This window comes from Sphingomonas sandaracina (assembly GCF_036663695.1).
In the GTDB taxonomy this organism is placed as follows: Bacteria; Pseudomonadota; Alphaproteobacteria; order Sphingomonadales; family Sphingomonadaceae; genus Sphingomonas.
This window is the reverse complement of the sequence record NZ_JAXOJK010000003.1, coordinates 43320-63228: the sequence shown is the minus strand read 5'-3', so window position 1 is coordinate 63228 and position 19909 is coordinate 43320. Positions and strand designations below refer to the sequence as shown.

Below are 19909 nucleotides of genomic sequence, written 5' to 3'. Positions count from 1 at the left end.
CTACTTGCCCCCGATCGCGGCCATGTGTTCTGATCGGGTCAATGGTCAGACGACGCTTACCCTCCCGCCGGCGTGGCGTTCCAATCGACCGCCGAGTTCGAGTTCCAGCAGGACGGTGTGGACGACGGCGGGGGCCAGGCGTGACTGGCGGATGAGTTCGTCGATCGCGACGGGGACGGGGCCGAGCAGGTCGGCGATCCTGCGGCGGTCGGTGTCGGTGGCGTCTTCGGGAGGCGCGGCGGCGTAGGCGTCGATCGGGGAGCGGACCGAGCGCGGGTCGAACGGGCGGATCTGTTCGAGGATGTCGGCCGCCGATTGTACGAGCGTGGCGCCTTCGCGGATCAGCAGGTTGCAGCCTTGCGCGCGTGGGTCGAGCGGGCTGCCGGGAACGGCCATGACCTCGCGGCCGGATTCGTTGGCGAGGCGCGCGGTGATGAGCGAGCCGGACTTGGGGACGGCTTCGACCACCACGGTGCCGATCGCCAGGCCGGCGATGATGCGGTTGCGCGAGGGGAAGTTGCGCGCCTTGGGCTCGGTACCGGGGGGCTGTTCGGCGAGGAGCAGGCCTTCGCTGGCGATGCGTTCCTGTAACGCGGTGTTGTCGGGCGGGTAGGCGATGTCGATGCCGCTGGCGATGACGCCGATCGTGGCGCCGCTGCTGCCGGCTCCGAGCGCGCCGATATGCGCGGCGGTATCGATCCCGCGGGCGAGGCCGGAGACGATCGTCGTGTCCTCTTCTGCGAGTTGCAGCGCGAGCTGGCGGGCGAAGCGGCAGGCGGCAGCGGAGGCGTTGCGTGCGCCGACCATTGCGATGCAGGGGCGAGCGGCGTGGGCGATGTCGCCGCGCAGGATGAGGGCCGGGGGGGCGGTCTCGATCTCGGCGAGCAGGCGCGGATATTCCGGGTCGTCGAGGAAGAGATAGCGGGCGCCCAGCCTGGCGGTCGCGGCCATCTCGCGTTCGGCAAGCGCGGCGTCGACGATTCTGGGCGCGCGTCCGCCGCCGCGTTGCGCCAGCATCGGAAGCGCTTCGATCGCGGCGTCGGCGCTGCCGAAGCGAGCGATGAGCTGGCGATAGGTGACCGGTCCGATCCCGGTCGTGCGGATGAGCCGAAGTCGTGCGACGGTGGCGTCAGTCACCCGGTGGTCGTTTTGCGCGGCCGATGCGGGGTTCGGTGCCGGCGAACAGGCGGTCGACGTTCTCGCGGTGCTTCCACAGGACGATCAGCGCGAGCGCGAGGAGGAGCAGGACGAGGTCGAAGCGACCGAACAGCGCGGCCGCGAACGGTGCGCTGAGCGCGGCGGCGATACCGGCTACCGAGGAGATGCGCAGGCCGGCGAGCAGGCCGAGCCAGACGACCGCGTAGACCAGCCCGAGCGGCCAGTAGAGCGCGACGACGATGCCCATGAGGGTGGCGACACCCTTGCCGCCGTTGAACTTCAGCCAGAGGGGGTAGCAGTGGCCGATGAACGCACCCGCCGCGCCGAGCAGTATGTTGCCGGGGAACAGGTGCGCGACGAGCATTACGGCGACCGCGCCCTTGGCCATGTCGAGCAGCAGCGTGGCCGCGGCGAGGCCTTTGCGGCCGGTGCGAAGCACGTTGGTGGCGCCGATATTGCCCGAGCCGATCGTCCGCAGATCGCCCGCGCCACCGAGTCGCGTCAGGATGACCCCGAACGGGATCGAGCCGAGCAGATAGCTCAGCACGAGCGATAGCGTGGGCGCGACCCAGAGAATTTCCGTCTGCAAGTATGTCCCCCGTTCCGGGGCGCTTATAAGCTACCCGGGGCGGACGGCAAATGGCGTCGCTGGGCATCGATCTCTCACCATCCGTCATCCCGACGAAAGTCAGGACCCAGGATTACAGGCAGCAACGTTCGTGGCTCTGGATCCTGACTTTCGTCAGGATGACGGGAGGTCTGGTTCAGACGCGGCGAACCAGCCTAAGAGCGCGCATGGACACACGCCCCATCCTGTTCTTTGATTCCGGCGTCGGCGGGTTGTCGATTGTCGGGCCGGCGCGCGCGGCGCTGCCCGATGCGCCGTTCGTGTATGCCGCCGACTCGGCCGGCTTTCCCTATGGCACCAAGAGCGAAGCGGAGATCGCCGCGCGGGTGCCCGTACTGCTGGGGCGGTTGGCGGAGCGGTATCGGCCTCGGCTGATCGTGATCGCGTGCAATACCGCCTCGACGATCGCGCTGCCGGTCGTGCGGGCAGCGCTGGATCTGCCGGTGGTGGGAACGGTGCCGGCGATCAAGCCGGCCGCCGCGCTGTCGGTCACGCGGACGATCGGCGTGCTCGGGACCGAGGCGACGGTTCGGCAGGCGTATGTCGACGATCTCGCGGCGAAGTTCGCGGGCGATTGCACGGTGCTGCGGTACGGATCGGCGGCTTTGGTCGAGATGGCGGAGGCCAAGCTGCACGGCCGCGTCGTCGCGCCGGAGCGCTATGCCGCGGTGTTGGACGGGCTGTTCCGGCAGCCCGGCGGCGACGCGATCGACGTCATCGTCAACGCCTGTACGCATTTTCCGCTGGTCGAGGTTGAGCTTGCGACGGCCGCCCCTGGCGTGCGGTTCGTGGATGGAGGACCCGGGATCGCGCGGCGGATCGTCCATCTGATGCAGGGGCAGGACTGGACGGGAGCGGGCGACGGTATCGCCGTCTTTACCCGGCTGGGCGACGACGAGCGCGCGCTGGCACCGGCCTTGGCGGCGCGTGGCTTCGCCACGATCGAGCAGCTTTGAGCGCGTGGGTAAGACACTATGGCACCTTGCGTAGCGGGCGCATCGTGGCAATGTGCTGCCGGGATGAGGAAAGCGATCACCGTAAGAGCGGTATTGCGCTGGAAACGAGTGAAAGCGAGGCGTAGTGCCCAAGGCCATGAGTATCAACGGCATCTCGGCAACGGAGTCTACCCAGGGTCCGCGAGTCGATTATTCGCGCGTGTTCACACAGGCGATCGACCGGTTGCATGCCGAAGGGCGTTACCGCGTGTTCATCGACATCCTGCGCAACAAGGGCGCGTTCCCGAACGCGCGGTGTTTCGCGGGGCATAACGGGCCGAAGCCGATCACGGTGTGGTGCTCGAACGATTATCTCGCGATGGGCCAGCACCCGAAGGTGATCGCGGCGATGGAGGAAGCGCTGCACGACGTCGGCGCGGGCTCGGGCGGCACGCGCAACATCGGCGGCAACACGCATTATCACGTTGATCTCGAAGGCGAGCTTGCCGACCTGCACGGCAAGGAAGCGGCGTTGCTCTTCACGAGCGGGTACGTCTCAAACGAGGCGACCTTGGCGACGCTTGCCAAGGTGCTGCCGGGCTGCATCATTTTCTCCGACGAACTGAACCACGCGTCGATGATCGCGGGCATCCGTAATTCGGGCTGTGAGAAGCGCGTGTTCCGTCATAACGATCTCGCGCATCTGGAGGAGCTGCTGGCCGCGGAAGATCCCGCCGTGCCCAAGCTGATCGCGTTCGAGAGCGTGTATTCGATGGAGGGCGACATCGCCCCGATCTCGGCGGTGTGCGACCTCGCCGACCGGTACAACGCGCTGACGTATTGCGACGAGGTGCATGCCGTCGGGATGTACGGCGCGCGCGGCGGCGGCATCTCGGAGCGGGACGAGGTCGCACACCGAATTACGATCCTCGAGGGTACGCTCGGCAAGGCGTTCGGCGTGATGGGGGGCTATATCGCCGCCGATCGCACGATCGTCGACGTGATCCGCAGTTATGCGCCGGGGTTCATCTTCACGACCTCGCTGTCGCCGGTGCTCGTCGCTGGCGTGCTCGCGAGCGTGCGGCATCTGAAGGCGTCCAGCGTCGAGCGCGAGGGGCAGCAGGCGTCTGCCGCGATGCTCAAGGCGATGTTGAAGGACGCCGGGCTGCCGGTGATGATCGGTGATACGCATATCGTGCCGCTGATGGTCGGCGATCCGGTCAAGGCGAAGAAGATCAGCGACGTGCTGCTCGCTGAATACGGCGTGTACGTGCAGCCGATAAACTATCCGACCGTGCCGCGCGGCACCGAGCGGCTGCGGTTCACGCCGGGGCCTGCGCATACCGAGGCGATGATGCGCGAACTGACCGATGCGCTGGTGGAGATCTGGAGTCGGCTGGACTTGCGGAAGGCGGCCTGAAGCGGGGCCCGCCTACGGGCCGAACCGGTCAGTCGATCGTGATGGTGCCGTCGGTGCCGGGAACGTTGAGAGGTTCGCCGAAACTCACTGAATGGAACCGCGTGTAATCGCCTTCCACGGGTTCGGCGTAGACATGGACGATGGAGCGGTTTCCATCGACAACCCAGTAATTAGGGATGCCGCCGCCGGCGTATGCGAAGCGCTTCATTGTCGTGTCGCGAGCGACGGAGGTTTCCGCGACTTCGATGACGAGTAGGAACGCGTCAGCGACCAGCAGGCGGTTACCCTCGACTGGTTCGCGCAATACGGCAACGTCACAGCCGAGCACGGTATCGTTGCCGAGATCGACGCCAATTTCGCCCATAATCCGAGCTTCGGGTAACAGGCGCGAAAGACGGATGCCGATCTGCATCTGCCGTGCAGCATGTGCTGTCAAAGGCGGGTTCATCCGTTCGAGTTCCCCATCGACCAGTTCGACCTTGATGTCGTCGAACGCGCCGGACTCACCCATGCGCAGGAACTCGGCGGTCGTGAAACGCGCCTTTTCCTGCCGATCGGTGCGGAGACTCGCGGCGGATGTATTCATGACCGATTCGTACCATGAATCGAGCCAGCCCGCGAATCGTGTGGCGCGGCGCCTAAAGCGCGGCGGCGAGCATCGTCAGGACGCCAAGGCCGAGCGACAGGGGTATGCGCAAGGTCATCCAGCCTGGTGGGGCGATGCCGGCGCGAACCAGCGCTCGATCTACCAGCAGCGCACCGATCAGGCTGATGCCGAGCACGACCAGCGACGGGCCGGGCCAGCGCTGGCCGACCATCCAGGGCCAGGCGGTGGCCAGCGCGATCAGCGATGGCGCGACGCTCGCGAACCATAGCCAGCGCGGCGGCGCGTCGGCGCGTGCGGCCAGGCCCCACCAGAGGCCGCCTAGGAAGCTCAGGATGATCGCGGCATAGGCGTAGGCGATGGCCAGCGCGGAGAACCGGCTTTGCGGATCGCCGCTCAGTAACAGCGCGACCGCCGCGAGTTGCGGGAGCAGGCCGCTCAACCCCAACAGCCGCGCGATCGGCGGGATACCGCCGGTCGTGGGAGGTCGCTCGGTCATCACACGGGCATCAGACGCGTGCGACCACGCCGGTGGCGACGACCGGACCGGTCGGCAGGCCGGTCGGCGAGCCACCGAGCGGTTCGACCGAGATGGCGAGCGTCGCGCCGGGGGCTATGCGACCGCGGTCGACACCCTTCGGCGCCAGCGACGTCGGACGTCCCGACAGCAGGCCAAGCGAATGCGGTACGCCGTCGCCGCCGATCACCCAGAGCTGCGCGACGCGAGCGTCGGGAACACCGGGGCCTGCGGCGACGCGGAGCGCGCCGTTTGCTGGATCATAGACCGCGGCGATCGGCGACTTCGCATCGCCGAGCATCGCGACGAGCACGCTGGTCGGGCGCGCGGCAGGTGCCGAAGGGGCGACCGGTTGCGAGACCGGCACGGTCGGCTCGGGTCGGACCATGACGAACAGCAACAGCGACGCGGCGATCGCGCTGGTGACGGCGGCGAGCGCCGGCCAAGCGAAGCGATTGGTTCTGGCGGGTGCTGCGGCCCCATCGAGGCTGGCTTCGATCCGCGCGGCGAGATGCAGTGGTGCGAGGCGTTCGGGCCAGAGGTCGAACAACCCGGCCAGACGCGCCCGCCACCATTCGACCTGAGCGGCAAATCCGGGTTCGGCGAGCACGCGGCGAAGTGCTGCTCCTCGCTCCTCGCCTTCGAGCAGGCCGAGTGCGAGTTCGGCGGCGGCAACGTCCTCAGGCACGCCGGTATCGGTGGTCGGATTAACCATCGAGGCAATCCTTCAGGCGGGCGAGGCCGCGGCGGACCCAGCTCTTCATCGTTCCCAAGGGCACGGCGCGCTTGATCGCGAGTTCGGCGTAGGTGATGCCGTCGAAGAATGCGGTGCGGATTGCATCGCGCTGCTGCGGTTCGAGACCGTCGAGGCATTCGATCAGTTCGCGCGACGATTCGGACGCCAACATACCCGCTTCGGCGCCCTCGCCGGGATCGGCGATGTCTGGCGCGTCGTCGAGCGGACTCGTGCGGCGGACGCCCTGCGCGCGCTGCCAGTCGATGGCGCGGTTGCGCGCGATCGTCGCCAACCAGGTTATCGGGCTCGCGCGGCCGGGTTCCCAGGCACCGGCGCGTTTCCAGATCGTGAGATAGACCTCGTGCAGCACATCCTCCGCGGCTTGGGCGTTGCCACAGATACGGTGGGTGATGCCGAAAAGCTTCGCGCTGGTCAGCGTGTAGAGTTCGCGAAACGCGTCGCGATCCTCTTGGCCCGTACGCAGCAGCACTTCGGAAAGGTGTGCGCGGGCGGCGTCCGCGTTGGCCTGGGGGGCGTTAGGATGTGCGATAGTCACGACGGGGAACCTAGCGGTTAAGTCCGTCGCGGCAATAGCCTTCGCCGGGCTTGACGGTGAGGCAGTCGGTTTTGCCGAAGAGATATTTCAGCCCGGTCGCGTTGCCGTCGGTGGGACGCAGGGTTTCGGGGACGTTGTTGCGGATGAAACCGACGGTCTGGCCGTTGGCGATGCCGTCGAATTTGCCCTTGTTGTCGAGGTCCCATTGCATGGTCAGCGCGTAGTGGCCGGGGGTGTCGGTGGGGGCGATGTCGAGAAACATGCCTTCGACGCCTATCCAGCGGCCGGTGTAGTCGGGCGCGTTGGGTTTGGCTTCAGCGACTTTGCGTTCGACCGATCCGGCGGAGGTCATGTTGCTGTCGCTGCTGGTATCGGGGGCGGGGCCTGAGCAGGCGGTCAGCGCGACGGCTGCAAGCAGAGTTAGGGCTTTCATGGATGTCTCCTTTAGCGCGGGCGGGCGAGCCGGCATCGTGCTCCGTCATCCTGACGAAAGTCAGGACCCAGAGTAACGCAGAACCGCGCTTTGTAACCCTGGGTCCTGACTTTCGTCAGGATGACGGAGCGAAATGGAATGCCGTCGTCCATCACGACTCGCGAACAGTTGTGGCAAATCTGGCCCCGGGCCGGTAAGGGCTAGGCCCCGATCTCCCGTCACAGGAATACGCCAGGTGCGCATCGCCATCGCATCCGATCACGCCGCCGTTTCGTTGAAAGCGGTGCTGGCCGCGTGGCTGCGCGAGGCGGGGCATGACGTGCTCGATCTCGGGCCCGAGGGTACTGCTAGCGTCGATTATCCCGATTATGGTTTCGCGCTGGCGGCGGCGATCGCCGATGGTCGCGCCGAGCGTGGCATCGCCCTATGCGGGTCGGGCATCGGCATCTCGATCGCCGCCAACCGCAATCCCGCCTGCCGCTGCGCGCTCGTCTCCGAACCGTTGTCGGCAAGCCTAGCGCGCATACATAACGATGCGAACGCCATCGCGATGGGCGCGCGCCTGATCGGCGAGGAAATGGCCAAGGCGTGCGTCGAAGCCTTTCTGTCCGCCGATTTCGCCGGCGGCCGTCATCAACTCCGTGTCGACAAGTTAAAGGTCCCCGCATGAGCACTCAGCCCCGCGAACTCCATGACGTCCAGCCCGACGGCTTTTTCACGCGCACTCTCGCCGATGCGGACGCTGCCGTGTTTGCCGGTGTCGCCGCCGAACTCGAACGCGAGCAGACGCAGATCGAGCTGATCGCGTCCGAGAACATCGTCTCGAAGGCAGTGCTCGAAGCGCAGGGGTCGGTGTTCACGAACAAATATGCGGAAGGGTATCCGGGCAAGCGCTATTACCAGGGCTGCGCACCGTCGGACACGGTCGAGACGCTGGCGATCGATCGCGCCAAGCAGATCTTCGGCTGCGGGTTCGTCAACGTGCAGCCGCATTCGGGCGCGCAGGCGAACGGCGCGGTGATGCTGGCGCTGGTCAAGCCGGGCGACACGATCCTCGGCATGAGCCTGGATGCCGGTGGTCACCTGACGCATGGCGCCAAGCCGGCGCAATCGGGCAAGTGGTTCAACGCGATCCAGTACGGCGTCGATGCCGAGACGCACCTGATCGACTATGCGCAGGTCGAGGCGCTGGCGATCGAGCATCAGCCGAAACTGATCATCGCGGGTGGTTCGGCGTACCCACGCGTCATCGACTTCGCGAAGTTCCGTGCGATCGCGGACAAGGTCGGCGCGTATTTCATGGTCGACATGGCGCATTTCGCGGGGATCGTCGCAGCCGGGCTGCACCCGACGCCGTTCGGCCACGCGCATGTTGTGACGACCACCACACACAAGACGCTGCGCGGTCCGCGCGGTGGCATGATCATGACCAATGACGAGGCGATCGCAAAGAAGATCAACTCGGCGGTGTTCCCTGGGCTCCAGGGTGGGCCGCTGATGCATGTGATCGCGGCGAAGGCGGTCGCGTTCGGCGAGGCGCTGCAGCCAGACTTCAAGAGCTACATCGCCGCGGTGGTCGAGAACGCCAAGGTGCTGGCGGCGACGCTCAAGGAGCGCGGCTCGGACGTCGTCTCGGGCGGCACCGACACGCATCTGGCGCTGATCGACCTGACGCCGCTGGGCATCACCGGGCGCGATGCGGACGAGGCGCTGGAGCGTGCAGGCATCACCTGCAACAAGAACGGCATCCCCAATGATCCGCTGCCACCGGTGAAGACCAGCGGTATCCGCGTCGGCTCGCCTGCGGGCACGACGCGCGGCTTCGGCCCGGCCGAGTTCCGTGAGATTGGCAACATGGTCGCCGACGTGCTGGACGGCCTCGCGAAAAAGGGCGAGCATGGGGACCCGCAGGTCGAGGCGGACGTTCGGATGCGTGTACGTGCCCTGTGCGCGCGCTTCCCGATCTATCAAGGATAACGCCATGTCGAAGTTCGACGAAATCCAGAACGACGTGAAAAGCACCCCCGGCCTCGGCAAAAGCATGGCCAAGTGGAGCGCGCTCGGTGCGGTGGTCGCGATCCCGGTGCCGGTGGTCGGCCCGATCTTCGGCGCACTCGCGGGCGCGGGCTACGCCTATTACAAAGGCAAGAAGAAGGTCTGAATGCGCTGCCCCTTCTGCGGACATGAAGACAGCCAGGTTAAGGACAGCCGCCCCACCGAAGACGGGGCGGCGATCCGGCGCCGGCGTCAGTGCGAAGGCTGCGCCGCGCGTTTCACGACGTTCGAGCGCATTCAACTGCGCGAACTGTTCGTGTTGAAGAGCGAGGGGCGCAGGGAGCCGTTCGACCGGGAGAAATTGCTGCGGTCGCTGTCGATTGCGACGCGGAAGCGGGCGATCGAGGCGGGGCGGATCGAGAAGCTGGTGAGCGGGATCCAGCGGCGGCTGGAGACTCTCGGCGAGAATGACGTGACGTCGAAGCGGATCGGCGAGATGGTGATGGACGGGCTCAAGGGGCTCGATTCCGTGGCGTATATCCGGTTTGCGAGTGTTTACCGGGATTTTAGCGAGGCTAAGGACTTCGAGGCTTTTGCTGGGAGTGTGGAGGAGGTTGGGCGGGTGGAGTGAACTTGGCCTGCTTCGCGGCCAAGCGAGGTACCCTTCGACTTCGCTCAGGGCGAACGGAAGGGGATGGGCATTCCTTCAAGGAGGGCCTGTCGCAACGCGAGAAAGTCCACCTCCCCACCCCCGTTCGTCCTGAGCGAAGTCGAAGGACTTGTCCGAACGCCACGCCCCCGCGTAAGCCGCGACCATGACATTCTGGGCCTATGTGGTGCGCTGCGCCGACGACAGTTATTACACCGGGCATACCGATAACCTGGAGCGCAGGATCGGCCAGCATAATGCCGGCGAGATTTCGGGATACACTCAGACGCGCCGTCCGGTGACGCTCTTGTGGTGCCAGGATTTCGGCAGCCGACAGGAAGCGCTCGCGGCGGAGTTCCAGGTCAAGGGCTGGTCGCGGCGGAAGAAGGAAGCGCTCGCGCGGGAGGATTGGGCGGATCTGCACGATGCGGCGATCCCCCCGCGGGAACGTGCCCTTCGACTTCGCTCAGGGCGAACGGAAGGGGGGGAGGGCATCTCTCCGGAAGATAGGGGGTGTATGCCCTCGGAAGGTGGGGAGAGTATCCTTTCGGAAAATGGGCAGGGCATCCCGTCGGAAGGGGAGAAGCGTATCCCCTCGGGCGGGGAGAGCGGTGTCCGATCGGAACAGGGGAAGGATGCGGCATCTTCTCCTCCCGTTCGTGCTGAGCGAAGTCGAAGCACCTTGGCGGACGAAACCCCACCTCCCGTCATCGTCCTAGTCCGCCCCCAACTCGGCGAGAACATCGGCAAGGCCGCGCGCGCGATGCTCAACTTCGGGCTTACCGAAATGCGCCTCGTCTCCCCGAGAGACGGCTGGCCCAACCCCTCCGCCGGCCCGGCCGCCAGCGGCGCAGACATCGTGCTCCAGAACGCCAAGGTCTACGACAGCGTCGCCGCGGCTACCGCCGATTGCGCGCAGGTGTTCGCCACCACGGTCCGCAAGCGCGGCGTGACCAAGCCGGTCGTCACCCCCGAACAGGCCGCGACCGAGGTCCACGCTGCCCCTGGCCGCTCTGCTATCCTGTTCGGGCCCGAGCGTTCCGGGCTCGAAACCGACGACGTTGCGGTCGCGCGGACGATCATCACGGTGCCGATCAATCCGGAGTTCGGATCGCTCAATCTCGCCCAGGCAGTGATTCTCGTCGCTTATGAATGGTCGAAGGGCCTCACCGCCGAGCGCGAACTGTCGCAGCCGTCGATCAACCCAATCATGCCGCCCGCCCCGCAGGAGGAACTCGACGGGATGATCGGGCAGCTCGATGCGATGCTGATGGGGGCGGGGTTCTTCCATCTGCCCGACAAGATGCAGTCGACGCGGCGGACTCTGCGCACGCTGCTGACGAAGCCGGGCTGGTCGAGCCAGGAAATCCGGACTCTCCGCGGCGTGTTGTCATCGCTGGCGGGGAAGAAGCCACGGGCTTGATTTTTCCCCGCGCGTTTGTGGCTAGCTTCGGTTTGCCCCAACTCCGTTCGCCCATCCCCCCCGTTCGCCCTGAGCGAAGTCGAAGGGTGTGACCCAAGCGAAGGTGTTTCGATTTCGCTCAGCACGAACGGGGTTGGGGAAAGCATCCCCCGGAGCGCCTAACGGCGGTCGAACGCGGTCAGCTCGTAGGCGATCGAGGCTTCGACCAGCCGTTCCCACAGATCTGCGATAGCCGCGTCCGGCAAGCCAAGCTTTACCGCCTCCGCCCGTGCGTTTTCGATCACCTGCGCCTTGCGCGCCTCGTCGCGGACGTGGCCGCGCTCGGGCTTGATACGCGCGGCGGCGTCCATGTACGCGAAGCGCCTGGCGAGCAGGGCCACCAGCTCGAGGTCGAGCGCGTCGACGCCTGCGCGGACCTCGGTCATTGTCGTGCAGTCGGGGCCGGGGAGGATGGTCATGTGCAGCCTCATGCCGAGCCGTTCGCGGCCTGTCCAGCTTGACTCTGGACCGCGCCCCGTCTAGGCGCCCGCCTTCGCAATGGCCCTGCACCCCGGTGAAGCGGTGGCCCTGCCCTGTCTGGACCTCAGCGTCTCGTACAGCCAGCAGAGCGATACCGGGAAAACCCCGCCTTCCCGCGCCTAGTGGGAACCGGTCTTCGGATCGGGAGGCGGATACGTCGTTAGCATTTGCAAAGGTTACACTATGTCGAAGCGTCAAAGCGCCAAGTACAAACTCGATCGCCGTATGGGCGAGAACATCTGGGGTCGTCCCAAGTCGCCGGTCAACAAGCGCGAATACGGTCCGGGCCAGCACGGCCAGCGCCGCAAGGGCAAGGTCAGCGATTTCGGTATCCAGCTGCGCGCCAAGCAGAAGCTCAAGGGCTATTACGGCGACGTGACCGAGAAGCAGTTCCGTGCGTGCTACCACGAGGCTGCGCGTCTGAAGGGCGATACCTCGCAGAACCTTATCGGCCTGCTCGAGCAGCGTCTCGACATGATCGTCTACCGCGCCAAGTTCGCGCCGACGATCTTTGCGGCCCGCCAGATCGTCTCGCACGGCCACATCCGCGTCAACGGCGTGAAGTGCAACATCGCCTCGCGCCGCTGCTTCGTCGGCGACGAGATAACGCTGGGTTCGAAGGCGCAGGAAATGGCGCTGGTCATGGAAGCACAGAGCCTCGCCGAGCGTGAGATCCCCGACTATGTCGCCACCGACGGCGCGGCCAAGGTCACCTTCACGCGCGTTCCGACGCTCGACGAGGTGCCTTATCCGGTGAAGATGGAACCGAATCTGGTCGTCGAATTTTACTCGCGTTAAGCCGAGAAAATTCGTCGACCGGCCGGCGTCGTTCAGGCGACGTCCGACGACGTGGCTTTGCCACGGCGCGGTTTGGAACAGAAAAGGGCGGTCCTGCGGGGCCGCCCTTTTTCGTTGCCCATTTCGCTCCGTGACATGAGCCCCCGGCTTTGCCAGAACGCGCGCAACTTATCGGGGGAATGACCATGCGCGCTGCCATCCTGTCTTTGTTGCTGCTCGGGACCGCCGCGTCGGCGCAGACCGCCCCGGCCATCTCGGTCGAGACGCTGAAGACCGTGACGCAGGTGCTGTCGTCGGACGCGTATGAAGGCCGTGCGCCGACCACGCCCGCGGAGGCGAAGACGGTTGCCTATATCGTCGAGCGGATGAAGGCGGCGGGGCTCAAGCCCGGCAACAAGGGATCGTGGACGCAGGACGTGCCGATGGTGGAGATCACCGCCGGCAACGTCGCGCCGTTCAGCTTCACCGGCGGCAAGGTGCCCGTCAGTCTCGCCTATCGCACCGACATGGTCACCGGCACCTACCGCGTGGCGCCGAAGTCCGCGGTGGCGAACAGCGACGTGGTGTTCGTCGGCTACGGCATCACTGCGCCCGAAAAGGGCTGGGACGATTATGCCGGCGTCGATGTGAAGGGGAAGACCGTCGTCATCCTCATCAACGACGCCGATTGGCAGACGATGTCACGCGAGGGGCCGTTCGAGGGCCGCGCGATGACGTGGTATGGGCGCTGGCCGTACAAGTTCGAGAACGCGGCGAAGCACGGCGCGGCGGCTGCGATCATCGTCCATGATACCGAGCCGGCGGCGTATCCCTGGGCCGTCGTGCAGTCTTCGTGGACCGGGCCGCAGCTGGAGCTGGACGAGAAGGGCGATCATCTCGACCAGTCGCAGATCGTCGGCTGGATGCAGAAGCCGGCGGCCGAGCGCGTGTTCGCGAGCGCGGGTAAGGATTATGCGACGCTGGCGGCGGCGGCGAAGGTGAAGGGGTTCAAGGCGGTCCCGCTCGGACTGAAGTTCGCTGGTGGGTTCGACAATGCGATTCGGCGGCAGGCGTCGAAGAACGTGATCGGCGTGCTGCCGGGCACGCCAATAGCTCAAGGGGGCGCTCCGAACGATTACGTGATGTATTCGGCGCATTGGGATCATCTCGGGCGTTGCGACGCGGTCGATGGCGATGACATCTGCAATGGTGCGGCGGACAATGCGACCGGTGTCGCCGGGCTGATCGCGCTGGCCGAGGCGCAGGCCAAGGCGGGCCCGGCCAAGCGCTCGATGGCGTTCCTTGCGGTGACGGCGGAAGAGTCCGGCCTGCTCGGCTCGCGCTATTATGCCGAGCACCCGATCTATCCGCTCGCGCACACCGTCGGGGGCGTGAACATGGACGTGCTGAACGTCGACGGGCGCGCGAAGGATTTCGTGCTGGCCGGTGCGGGCAAATCCGAGATCGAGGATCTGGTGAAGCCGTTCGTCGCCGCCGAGGGGCGCGTAATCGGTGTGGAGGCGAACCCGGAACGCGGCGGCTATTACCGCTCCGACCATTTCAGCTTCGCCAAGCTGGGCGTGCCGATGCTCGATGGCGGCAGTGGTGAGGACCTTGTCGTCGGTGGCACCGCGGCTGGGCATGCCGCGCGCGAGGATTATGTCGCGAACCGCTATCACAAGCCGGCGGACGAATATGACGCCAAGTGGGATTGGTCGGGCGCGGTCGAGGATCTGACGATCTATTACGGGCTCGGTCGCAAGCTCGCGGACGATACCAGTCTGTGGCCGAACTGGTATAAGACCGCCGAATTCCGCGGCATCCGTGACCGCGATCGCGCAGGAGCCAAGTAAGTGACCCCGACGACTACCGCAGTCTCTACCCCCGCCGAATGGGCGCACCACAAGGCCGTCTGGATCGGCTTTCCGAGCCATGCAGACCTGTGGCTGGAGGATCTGGAGCCCGCGCGGGACGAGGTCGTCGCGTTTGCCAAGGCGGTCCACGCGGACGGCAGGGGCGAGACGGTGATCCTGGTCGCGGCCGATGTCGGGTCGGCGACCACCGCCAAGCGGCTGGCGCCGTTCGCGGACGTGGTGGTCGAGCCGTTCGGCGACATCTGGTTGCGCGACACGGCACCGATCATCGTCGGCGACGGCAGCGCGCGGGATTTCCAGTTCAACGGCTGGGGCGGGAAGTACGACCTGCCGGGTGACGACACGATCGGGCAGCGGCTGGCGGCGAGCCGGGACACGCGCGTCGAGGCGTGCGACTGGGTCCTCGAAGGCGGTGCGATCGATGGCGACGGTACGGGAACGGTCGTCACGACCGCGCAGTGCCTGCTCAACCACAATCGCAATCCGTCGCTGAGCAAGGTGGAGATCGAGGCGCGGCTGGCATCCGATCTCGGCTATACCCGCGTGGTGTGGCTGGGGGACGGGCTGGTCAACGATCATACCGACGGCCATGTCGACAACCTCGCGCGGTTCGTCGGCGTCGGGCGTGTGGCGATCCCGCAGGCGACCGATAACGATCCGAACTGGCAGGTGTACCAGAACGCGGCGCGCGATGCCGAGGCGGCTGGGCTGGAGGTCGTGACGATCCCGTCGCCGGGGCGCGTGCTTCGCGACGAGGAGGTCGTGCCGGCGAGCTACATGAACTTCTATATCGGCAATGCTGCGGTGGTGGTGCCGCTGTACGGGGCCGAGAACGACCAGGCGGCGGTGGTGGCGATCCAGGCGCTGTTCCCGGATCGTGAGGTGGTCGGCCAGCGGGCGGACCATATCCTGACGGGCGGCGGAAGCTTCCACTGCATCTCGCAGCAGATCCCGGGATAATTGTGCTCCCCTCCCTGGAAGGGAGGGGCTGGGGGTGGGTCGGCCTGAGGCAGGTGCCGGCATCCGCCAAGCGGCCGACCCACCCCTAACCCCTCCCTTCCAGGGAGGGGGATGCCTGACTCAGCGGCTCCAGCGTGCCCAGATTGCTGTGGGGAGAGTCAGGCCGCGGGCTTCTTCGCGGACGCCCAGTTCGCCGACTTCGACCTTCCCCGGCAGGTCTGCGAACACCTGGTTGAGCAGCTCGCCTATCGCCAGCGCAGACATCCGCACCGCGTAGACCGTGAGGAACAAGAAGCGCGAATTCTCGTCGAGCAGCTTGCGGCAGTCGGCGATCAGCTTCGGCAGGTCCTCCTCCAGCCGCCAGACCTCACCCTCCGGCCCCCGCCCGTATTTGGGCGGATCGAGCAGGATACCGTCATACCGCCGCCCACGCCGGACCTCGCGCGCGACGAACTTCGCGGCGTCGTCGGTCATCCAGCGGATCGGCGCGTCGGCCATGCCGGAGAGCTTGGCGTTGGCCTTGGCCGCCTCGACCGACTTCTTGGACGCGTCGACATGGACCATGCGAACGCCTTTGGTCGCCATCGCCAGTGTGCCGACGCCGGTGTAGCCGAACAGGTTCATACATTCGGGCGAGTCGAGCCCCGCCACGCGTTCGCGCATCCAGCTCCACACCGGCGCCATGTCGGGGAAGAAGCCGAGGTGGCGGAACGGGGTGGCCTGCGCGGTGTACGACACCTCGTTCCACTTCAGTGTCCAGCCTTCGCGCGGCACAGGCTCCGAAAATTCCCAGCGACCGCCGCCGTCTTCGTCGGAACCGGGGACGAATTCGCCCTGCGCCGTCCAGTCGGTCGAGGCGGGCGCCCACATCGCCTGCGGCTCGGGGCGGATGAAGCGGAAGCGGCCATAGCGTTCGAGCTTCTTGCCGTGGCCGGAGTCGATCAGGCCGTAATCCGCCCAGGGTTCGCCGATAAGGGTTTCGAGCTTCATGGTCTCTTCAGGCCGACGGGGTTGCGCGTTCGGCGATATAGGCGGTGATCGCCTCGAACGTCGCGGGCAGCGTGACGTAGCGCTCCTCGCGGTCGAACAGGTCGCCGACACGGGCCGGCAGCGAGGGACGGACGCCGGTGGCGCGCTCGACCGCGTCGCCGAATTTGGCGGGGTGCGCGGTGGCAAGCGTCACGATCGGCACGCCGGCGGGGACTTCGGTGCGTAGCGCGGCGGCCAGGCCGATCGCGGTATGCGGGTCGATCACCTGGCCGGCGCGCTCGTGGGCCCAGCGCATCGCCAGCGTCATGTCGTCGAGGTCGATCCGCTCGCTCTGGAACAGCGCCGACGCCCCCTGCGACTGTGCGTTGGTGAGGCGCATCGCTCCCGAGGCTTCGAAGCCGGCCATCTGCGCGGCGAGCGCTGCGCCATCACGATCGCCGAGGTCGAACAACAGGCGTTCGAAGTTCGAACTGACCTGGATGTCCATCGACGGGGTCGGGGTCTGCTGCACGCCGCCCTTGGAATAATCGCCGGTGCTGAGCGCGCGGTGGAGGATGTCGTTGACGTTCGTTGCGACGACCAGCCTCGCGACGGGGAGGCCCATGCGCGCCGCGACATAGCCGGCGAACACGTCACCGAAATTGCCGGTCGGGACGGCGAACGCGACCTCGCGATCGGGCGCGCCAAGGCGGACGGCGGCGTAGAAGAAGTACACGATCTGGGCCATCAGGCGGGCCCAGTTGATCGAGTTCACTGCCGACAGCGCGTACGTGTCCGAGAAGGCGGGATCGTTGAACATCGCCTTCACGAGCGCCTGCGCATCGTCGAAGCTACCCTCGATCGCGATATTGTAGACGTTGGGGCTGAGTACCGTGGTCATCTGCCGGCGCTGCACGTCGGAGATGCGGCCGACCGGGTGGAGCATGAAGATGTCGATACCCTCGCGCCCCGCGACCGCGTCGATCGCGGCCGAGCCGGTATCGCCACTGGTCGCGCCGACGATCGTCAGGCGCTTGTCCGTGCCGGCGAGGAAGCGTTCGAAGAAGAGGCCTAGCAGCTGGAGCGCGACATCCTTGAATGCGAGCGTCGGGCCGTGGAAGAGTTCGAGTAGCCACTGGTCGTGGTCGAGCTGCACCAGCGGCGTGACCGCGGCGTGCGAGAAACGGCCATAGGCCTGCTCGCAAAGCGCCTTCAGTTCGTCGCGCGTCATGGCGTCGCCGACGAACGGGGTCATCACCGCGACCGCGGTGTCGACATAGGAGAGGCCCGCGAGCGCGGCGATCTCGTCGCGGGTCAGCGTTGGCCACGTCTCGGGGAGATACAGGCCGCCGTCCGAGGCGAGGCCGGTCAGCGTTGCCGCTTCGAAATCGAGGATGGGCGCCGAGCCGCGGGTGCTGATGTAACGCATGTTCCGTCGGTTAGCGGGCTGAGCGGAAGGGAACAAGCTGCGCGCCTTCCGTTTTCCTGCGAACGCAGGAATCCAGGGTTACGCAGGGATGCGCGCGGTACCCTGGGCTCCTGCGTCCGCAGGAGAACGGCTAGCGAGGGCGTCGGCGGAGCGCGAGGGTGTAGATGATCGCGGCGATGGCGGCGAAGAAGAACCATTGGCCGGCATAGGCGAGGTGGTTGTTCGGGACCGTGGCGAGGTCGGGCTTGCCGTTGGGGCCGAGTGCAGGGCCCGTCAGATTGGATGGCGGCGTGTCCGCGACCAGCATCAGGCGTTGCGGCGTGTGATCGAACAGCGAACCGATCAGCGACCGACCATCGGGGGCGTGGCTGATGTAGCCGGACACCTCGCCGCCGGGCCAGCCGACCTTGGCCATCGGATCGCGGGTAGTGCCGAGCTGGACGACCATGCCGGGACCCTCCGCGCCGGTCCTGCATTCCGCGATCGCGCGGAAGCCGGATTTACCTGCACCGGCGAGCTTGATCTCCGTCGGCTGGAGGCAAAGGCCCGAGGCGCGGCGGAAGAGGAGGGTCTCGTCGGGGAAGCGCGGGAAGGCCATTGGCGGCTTGGCGGGGTTGGCGGCGAGCTGCGCGAGGAACGCTTCCTTTTTCGGGAGGCGGTCGAGGAGTTGCCACAGGCCCAGGCCTATCATCGCCGCGATCGTAAGCGTGACGAGGATGGTCGGGATGACGGGGATGCGTCGTACGGGTCGGGTCACGGGTCGATTCGGCCTTCACGGGCTGCGTTGCGGTATTCAGCGGACATCAGCGCGCCTTTGGCGGCTTTTAGCGAAAGGATGACTCCGCCCGCGGTGAACGGGATCCAGATCAGCATGTGCAGCCAGAGCGGGGGGTGGACTTTGAGTTCGAGCGTGATCGCGAGGATGACCACGAGCGCGCCGAGGATCAGGGTGAGGAAGGCCGCCGGGCCGTCGCCGACGTTGAACTTGCTGAAGTCGAGCCCGCAGTTCGGGCAGCGGTCGGCGAAGTTGGACCATTTGGCGAAGAGGGTGGGCTTGCCGCAGCGGGGGCAGAGGCCTTTCAGCGCGACCTGGGCGATCGAGGGGGCGTTGGCGAGGGGGTATGGGTTTTCGGTCATGGCTTTACTGAGCCCCGCCTCACTTGTGTCCCCGCGAAGGCGGCCCAGACTGGGCTCCCGCCTTCGCGGGAGAACAAGGGTAGGGGGCTGCCGTCAGCATGCGGCAATGCCATACCACGAAACGCTACCACCCCGGCGGAGGCCGGGGCCCAATTGGGGGACGTTGCCAACGGATGACTGCGCTTCGTTACTACGACCTTGCCAATTGGGCCCCGGCCTTCGCCGGGGTGGGAAGTAGTAACCCTCAACCGCCGTGGACGGGGGCGCCCCAGCCGCCCCAAACATAGACGGTGACGAACAGGAACAGCCACACGACGTCGACGAAATGCCAGTACCAAGCAGCCGCCTCGAAGCCGAAATGCTGCTTCGGGGTGAAGTCGCCGCGATACGCGCGCACCAGGCAGACGACCAGAAAGATCGTGCCGATCAGCACATGGAAGCCATGGAAGCCGGTCGCCATGAAGAACGCCGCGCCGTAGTTGATGCCCTTGAACGGGAACGGCGCATGGACGTACTCGTACGCCTGGATCGCGCTGAACAGGGCGCCAAGGATCACCGTCAGCCAAAGGCCCTTGAGCACGCCGTCGCGGTTGCCGACGCCGATCAGGCCCCAGGCGCCGGTCTTCTCGCCGCCGCGCTGGTTGTGGATCAGCGCGTGATGCGCCCAGGTCACCGTGGTGCCCGAAGTCAGCAGGATCAGCGTGTTGAGCAGCGGCAGTTCGAACGGGTTGATGACCGTCAGGCCCTTTGGCGGCCACTGCGCGACCATCGCCGCACCGCCTTCGACCGCGCGCGTGACGGTGCCGTCTGCGTAGGTCATCGCGGTGGGGAACAGCGAGAAGTCGAAGAACGCCCAGAACCAGCCGACGAAGAACATCACTTCGGAAGCGATGAACAGGATCATGCCGTAGCGGAAATGGAGCTGGACGACGGGGGTGTGATCGCCCGCACGCGCCTCCTGGATGACCTGCGCCCACCAGCTATAGAAGGTGAAGAGCAGCCCGGCGAGTCCGATGAAGAAGATCCAGCCGCCGCCATTGGGCTTGTCGACATGGCCGCCGTGCATCCACATGATGCCACCGACCGCCATTATCAGCGCGGAGAACGAGCCGACCAGCGGCCAGACGCTCGGCGGCAGGATATGGTAATCATGGTTCTTGGCGCCGGCCATCGGTAGCTCCCCTAATTAT

Annotated in this window: 23 protein-coding genes; 10 read left to right on the top strand and 13 right to left on the bottom strand. The window is 66.3% G+C overall.

Translation table 11 applies throughout. The features are described from left to right. Positions 1-45 precede the first annotated feature (45 nt). Positions 46-1137 carry a DNA-processing protein DprA gene (dprA, locus tag U1707_RS09595; RefSeq protein WP_332799865.1) on the bottom strand — a complete coding sequence of 364 codons (1092 nt, stop codon included), beginning with the start codon at positions 1135-1137 and terminating at the stop codon, positions 46-48. Next, positions 1130-1747 (bottom strand): glycerol-3-phosphate 1-O-acyltransferase PlsY, encoded by a 618-nt coding sequence (plsY, locus tag U1707_RS09590; RefSeq protein ID WP_332799864.1) that lies wholly within the window; start codon positions 1745-1747, stop codon positions 1130-1132. Before plsY ends, dprA begins: the two co-directional genes overlap by 8 nt. Positions 1748-1953: 206 nt before the next feature. Between plsY and murI the strand changes: the two genes are divergently transcribed. After that, positions 1954-2742: a glutamate racemase gene (gene murI, locus U1707_RS09585; protein WP_332799863.1), complete on the top strand. Its 789-nt coding sequence runs from the start codon at positions 1954-1956 to the stop codon at positions 2740-2742. Positions 2743-2878: 136 nt separating this feature from the next. Then, positions 2879-4141, top strand: a complete 1263-nt coding sequence (hemA, locus tag U1707_RS09580; protein ID WP_332800469.1) for a 5-aminolevulinate synthase — start codon at positions 2879-2881, stop codon at positions 4139-4141. A gap of 28 nt (positions 4142-4169) precedes the next feature. Here the strand turns inward: hemA and U1707_RS09575 are convergent, their stop codons facing one another. Genes U1707_RS09575 through U1707_RS09555 form a run of 5 tightly spaced genes read right to left on the bottom strand, consistent with a single transcriptional unit; the run spans position 4170 to position 6987 of the window. Beyond that, the gene (locus U1707_RS09575; protein ID WP_332799862.1) at positions 4170-4727 is read right to left on the bottom strand and encodes a Uma2 family endonuclease; all 558 of its coding nucleotides are present in this window, start codon (positions 4725-4727) and stop codon (positions 4170-4172) included. Positions 4728-4779: 52 nt separating this feature from the next. Continuing rightward, the gene (locus U1707_RS09570) at positions 4780-5244 is read right to left on the bottom strand and encodes a DUF3429 domain-containing protein (protein WP_332799861.1); all 465 of its coding nucleotides are present in this window, start codon (positions 5242-5244) and stop codon (positions 4780-4782) included. A gap of 10 nt (positions 5245-5254) precedes the next feature. Next, a complete protein-coding gene (locus U1707_RS09565; protein ID WP_332799860.1) occupies positions 5255-5977 on the bottom strand; it encodes an anti-sigma factor in 723 nt (240 codons plus the stop codon). Continuing rightward, positions 5970-6554 (bottom strand): sigma-70 family RNA polymerase sigma factor, encoded by a 585-nt coding sequence (locus tag U1707_RS09560; protein ID WP_332799859.1) that lies wholly within the window; start codon positions 6552-6554, stop codon positions 5970-5972. The genes U1707_RS09565 and U1707_RS09560 overlap by 8 nt, the downstream gene beginning before the upstream one ends. A gap of 10 nt (positions 6555-6564) precedes the next feature. Next, positions 6565-6987 (bottom strand): hypothetical protein, encoded by a 423-nt coding sequence (locus U1707_RS09555; RefSeq protein ID WP_332799858.1) that lies wholly within the window; start codon positions 6985-6987, stop codon positions 6565-6567. A gap of 235 nt (positions 6988-7222) precedes the next feature. Between U1707_RS09555 and rpiB the strand changes: the two genes are divergently transcribed. The 5 genes from rpiB to U1707_RS09530 all read left to right on the top strand — a co-directional run bounded on the left by rpiB (position 7223) and on the right by U1707_RS09530 (position 11054). After that, positions 7223-7657: a ribose 5-phosphate isomerase B gene (rpiB, locus tag U1707_RS09550; RefSeq protein WP_332799857.1), complete on the top strand. Its 435-nt coding sequence runs from the start codon at positions 7223-7225 to the stop codon at positions 7655-7657. Continuing rightward, positions 7654-8964 (top strand): serine hydroxymethyltransferase, encoded by a 1311-nt coding sequence (locus U1707_RS09545; RefSeq protein ID WP_332799856.1) that lies wholly within the window; start codon positions 7654-7656, stop codon positions 8962-8964. The genes rpiB and U1707_RS09545 overlap by 4 nt, the downstream gene beginning before the upstream one ends. 4 nt (positions 8965-8968) lie before the next feature. Further along, positions 8969-9148, top strand: coding sequence for a hypothetical protein (locus U1707_RS09540; protein ID WP_131586903.1), 180 nt, complete (start codon positions 8969-8971; stop codon positions 9146-9148). Then, a complete protein-coding gene (gene nrdR, locus U1707_RS09535) occupies positions 9149-9613 on the top strand; it encodes a transcriptional regulator NrdR (protein ID WP_332799855.1) in 465 nt (154 codons plus the stop codon). Between the two features lie 184 nt (positions 9614-9797). Further along, on the top strand, positions 9798-11054 hold the full coding sequence (locus U1707_RS09530; protein ID WP_332799854.1) for a TrmH family RNA methyltransferase: 1257 nt from the start codon (positions 9798-9800) through the stop codon (positions 11052-11054). Between the two features lie 158 nt (positions 11055-11212). On the opposite strand, the gene U1707_RS09525 is transcribed toward U1707_RS09530, so the two are convergent. Beyond that, positions 11213-11512, bottom strand: coding sequence for a chorismate mutase (locus U1707_RS09525; RefSeq protein WP_332799853.1), 300 nt, complete (start codon positions 11510-11512; stop codon positions 11213-11215). A gap of 244 nt (positions 11513-11756) precedes the next feature. On the opposite strand from U1707_RS09525, the gene rpsD reads away from it, so the two are divergent. The 3 genes from rpsD to U1707_RS09510 all read left to right on the top strand — a co-directional run bounded on the left by rpsD (position 11757) and on the right by U1707_RS09510 (position 15184). Beyond that, the gene (rpsD, locus tag U1707_RS09520) at positions 11757-12371 is read left to right on the top strand and encodes a 30S ribosomal protein S4 (RefSeq protein ID WP_056053294.1); all 615 of its coding nucleotides are present in this window, start codon (positions 11757-11759) and stop codon (positions 12369-12371) included. A gap of 185 nt (positions 12372-12556) precedes the next feature. Continuing rightward, positions 12557-14203 carry a M28 family peptidase gene (locus U1707_RS09515; RefSeq protein WP_332799852.1) on the top strand — a complete coding sequence of 549 codons (1647 nt, stop codon included), beginning with the start codon at positions 12557-12559 and terminating at the stop codon, positions 14201-14203. Then, positions 14204-15184 (top strand): agmatine deiminase family protein, encoded by a 981-nt coding sequence (locus U1707_RS09510; protein ID WP_332799851.1) that lies wholly within the window; start codon positions 14204-14206, stop codon positions 15182-15184. Between the two features lie 120 nt (positions 15185-15304). Here the strand turns inward: U1707_RS09510 and U1707_RS09505 are convergent, their stop codons facing one another. From U1707_RS09505 to U1707_RS09485, 5 genes are all read right to left on the bottom strand, one after another. Then, positions 15305-16174, bottom strand: a complete 870-nt coding sequence (locus U1707_RS09505; protein WP_332799850.1) for a class I SAM-dependent methyltransferase — start codon at positions 16172-16174, stop codon at positions 15305-15307. 7 nt (positions 16175-16181) lie between these two features. Continuing rightward, entirely contained in the window at positions 16182-17582 is a 1401-nt protein-coding gene (gene thrC, locus U1707_RS09500) for a threonine synthase (protein WP_332799849.1), read from the bottom strand. A gap of 130 nt (positions 17583-17712) precedes the next feature. After that, positions 17713-18273 carry an SURF1 family cytochrome oxidase biogenesis protein gene (locus tag U1707_RS09495; protein WP_332800468.1) on the bottom strand — a complete coding sequence of 187 codons (561 nt, stop codon included), beginning with the start codon at positions 18271-18273 and terminating at the stop codon, positions 17713-17715. Positions 18274-18335: 62 nt separating this feature from the next. Continuing rightward, positions 18336-18719: a DUF983 domain-containing protein gene (locus U1707_RS09490; RefSeq protein ID WP_332799848.1), complete on the bottom strand. Its 384-nt coding sequence runs from the start codon at positions 18717-18719 to the stop codon at positions 18336-18338. Positions 18720-18963: 244 nt separating this feature from the next. Further along, positions 18964-19890 carry a cytochrome c oxidase subunit 3 gene (locus tag U1707_RS09485; protein ID WP_332799847.1) on the bottom strand — a complete coding sequence of 309 codons (927 nt, stop codon included), beginning with the start codon at positions 19888-19890 and terminating at the stop codon, positions 18964-18966. Positions 19891-19909 lie beyond the last annotated feature (19 nt).

Bases quoted from the DNA above. Each gene is read 5' to 3' on its own strand.
- thrC (WP_332799849.1), bottom strand. From the start codon at position 17,582: ATGCGTTACATCAGCACCCGCGGCTCGGCGCCCATCCTCGATTTCGAA.
- U1707_RS09540 (WP_131586903.1), top strand. From the start codon at position 8,969: ATGTCGAAGTTCGACGAAATCCAGAACGACGTGAAAAGCACCCCCGGC.
- U1707_RS09530 (WP_332799854.1), top strand. From the start codon at position 9,798: ATGACATTCTGGGCCTATGTGGTGCGCTGCGCCGACGACAGTTATTAC.
- U1707_RS09490 (WP_332799848.1), bottom strand. From the start codon at position 18,719: ATGACCGAAAACCCATACCCCCTCGCCAACGCCCCCTCGATCGCCCAG.
- U1707_RS09505 (WP_332799850.1), bottom strand. From the start codon at position 16,174: ATGAAGCTCGAAACCCTTATCGGCGAACCCTGGGCGGATTACGGCCTG.
- U1707_RS09495 (WP_332800468.1), bottom strand. From the start codon at position 18,273: ATGATAGGCCTGGGCCTGTGGCAACTCCTCGACCGCCTCCCGAAAAAG.
- rpsD (WP_056053294.1), top strand. From the start codon at position 11,757: ATGTCGAAGCGTCAAAGCGCCAAGTACAAACTCGATCGCCGTATGGGC.
- U1707_RS09570 (WP_332799861.1), bottom strand. From the start codon at position 5,244: ATGACCGAGCGACCTCCCACGACCGGCGGTATCCCGCCGATCGCGCGG.
- U1707_RS09565 (WP_332799860.1), bottom strand. From the start codon at position 5,977: ATGGTTAATCCGACCACCGATACCGGCGTGCCTGAGGACGTTGCCGCC.
- murI (WP_332799863.1), top strand. From the start codon at position 1,954: ATGGACACACGCCCCATCCTGTTCTTTGATTCCGGCGTCGGCGGGTTG.
- U1707_RS09545 (WP_332799856.1), top strand. From the start codon at position 7,654: ATGAGCACTCAGCCCCGCGAACTCCATGACGTCCAGCCCGACGGCTTT.
- U1707_RS09575 (WP_332799862.1), bottom strand. From the start codon at position 4,727: ATGAATACATCCGCCGCGAGTCTCCGCACCGATCGGCAGGAAAAGGCG.
- nrdR (WP_332799855.1), top strand. From the start codon at position 9,149: ATGCGCTGCCCCTTCTGCGGACATGAAGACAGCCAGGTTAAGGACAGC.
- U1707_RS09515 (WP_332799852.1), top strand. From the start codon at position 12,557: ATGCGCGCTGCCATCCTGTCTTTGTTGCTGCTCGGGACCGCCGCGTCG.
- hemA (WP_332800469.1), top strand. From the start codon at position 2,879: ATGAGTATCAACGGCATCTCGGCAACGGAGTCTACCCAGGGTCCGCGA.
- U1707_RS09525 (WP_332799853.1), bottom strand. From the start codon at position 11,512: ATGACCATCCTCCCCGGCCCCGACTGCACGACAATGACCGAGGTCCGC.
- U1707_RS09555 (WP_332799858.1), bottom strand. From the start codon at position 6,987: ATGAAAGCCCTAACTCTGCTTGCAGCCGTCGCGCTGACCGCCTGCTCA.
- U1707_RS09485 (WP_332799847.1), bottom strand. From the start codon at position 19,890: ATGGCCGGCGCCAAGAACCATGATTACCATATCCTGCCGCCGAGCGTC.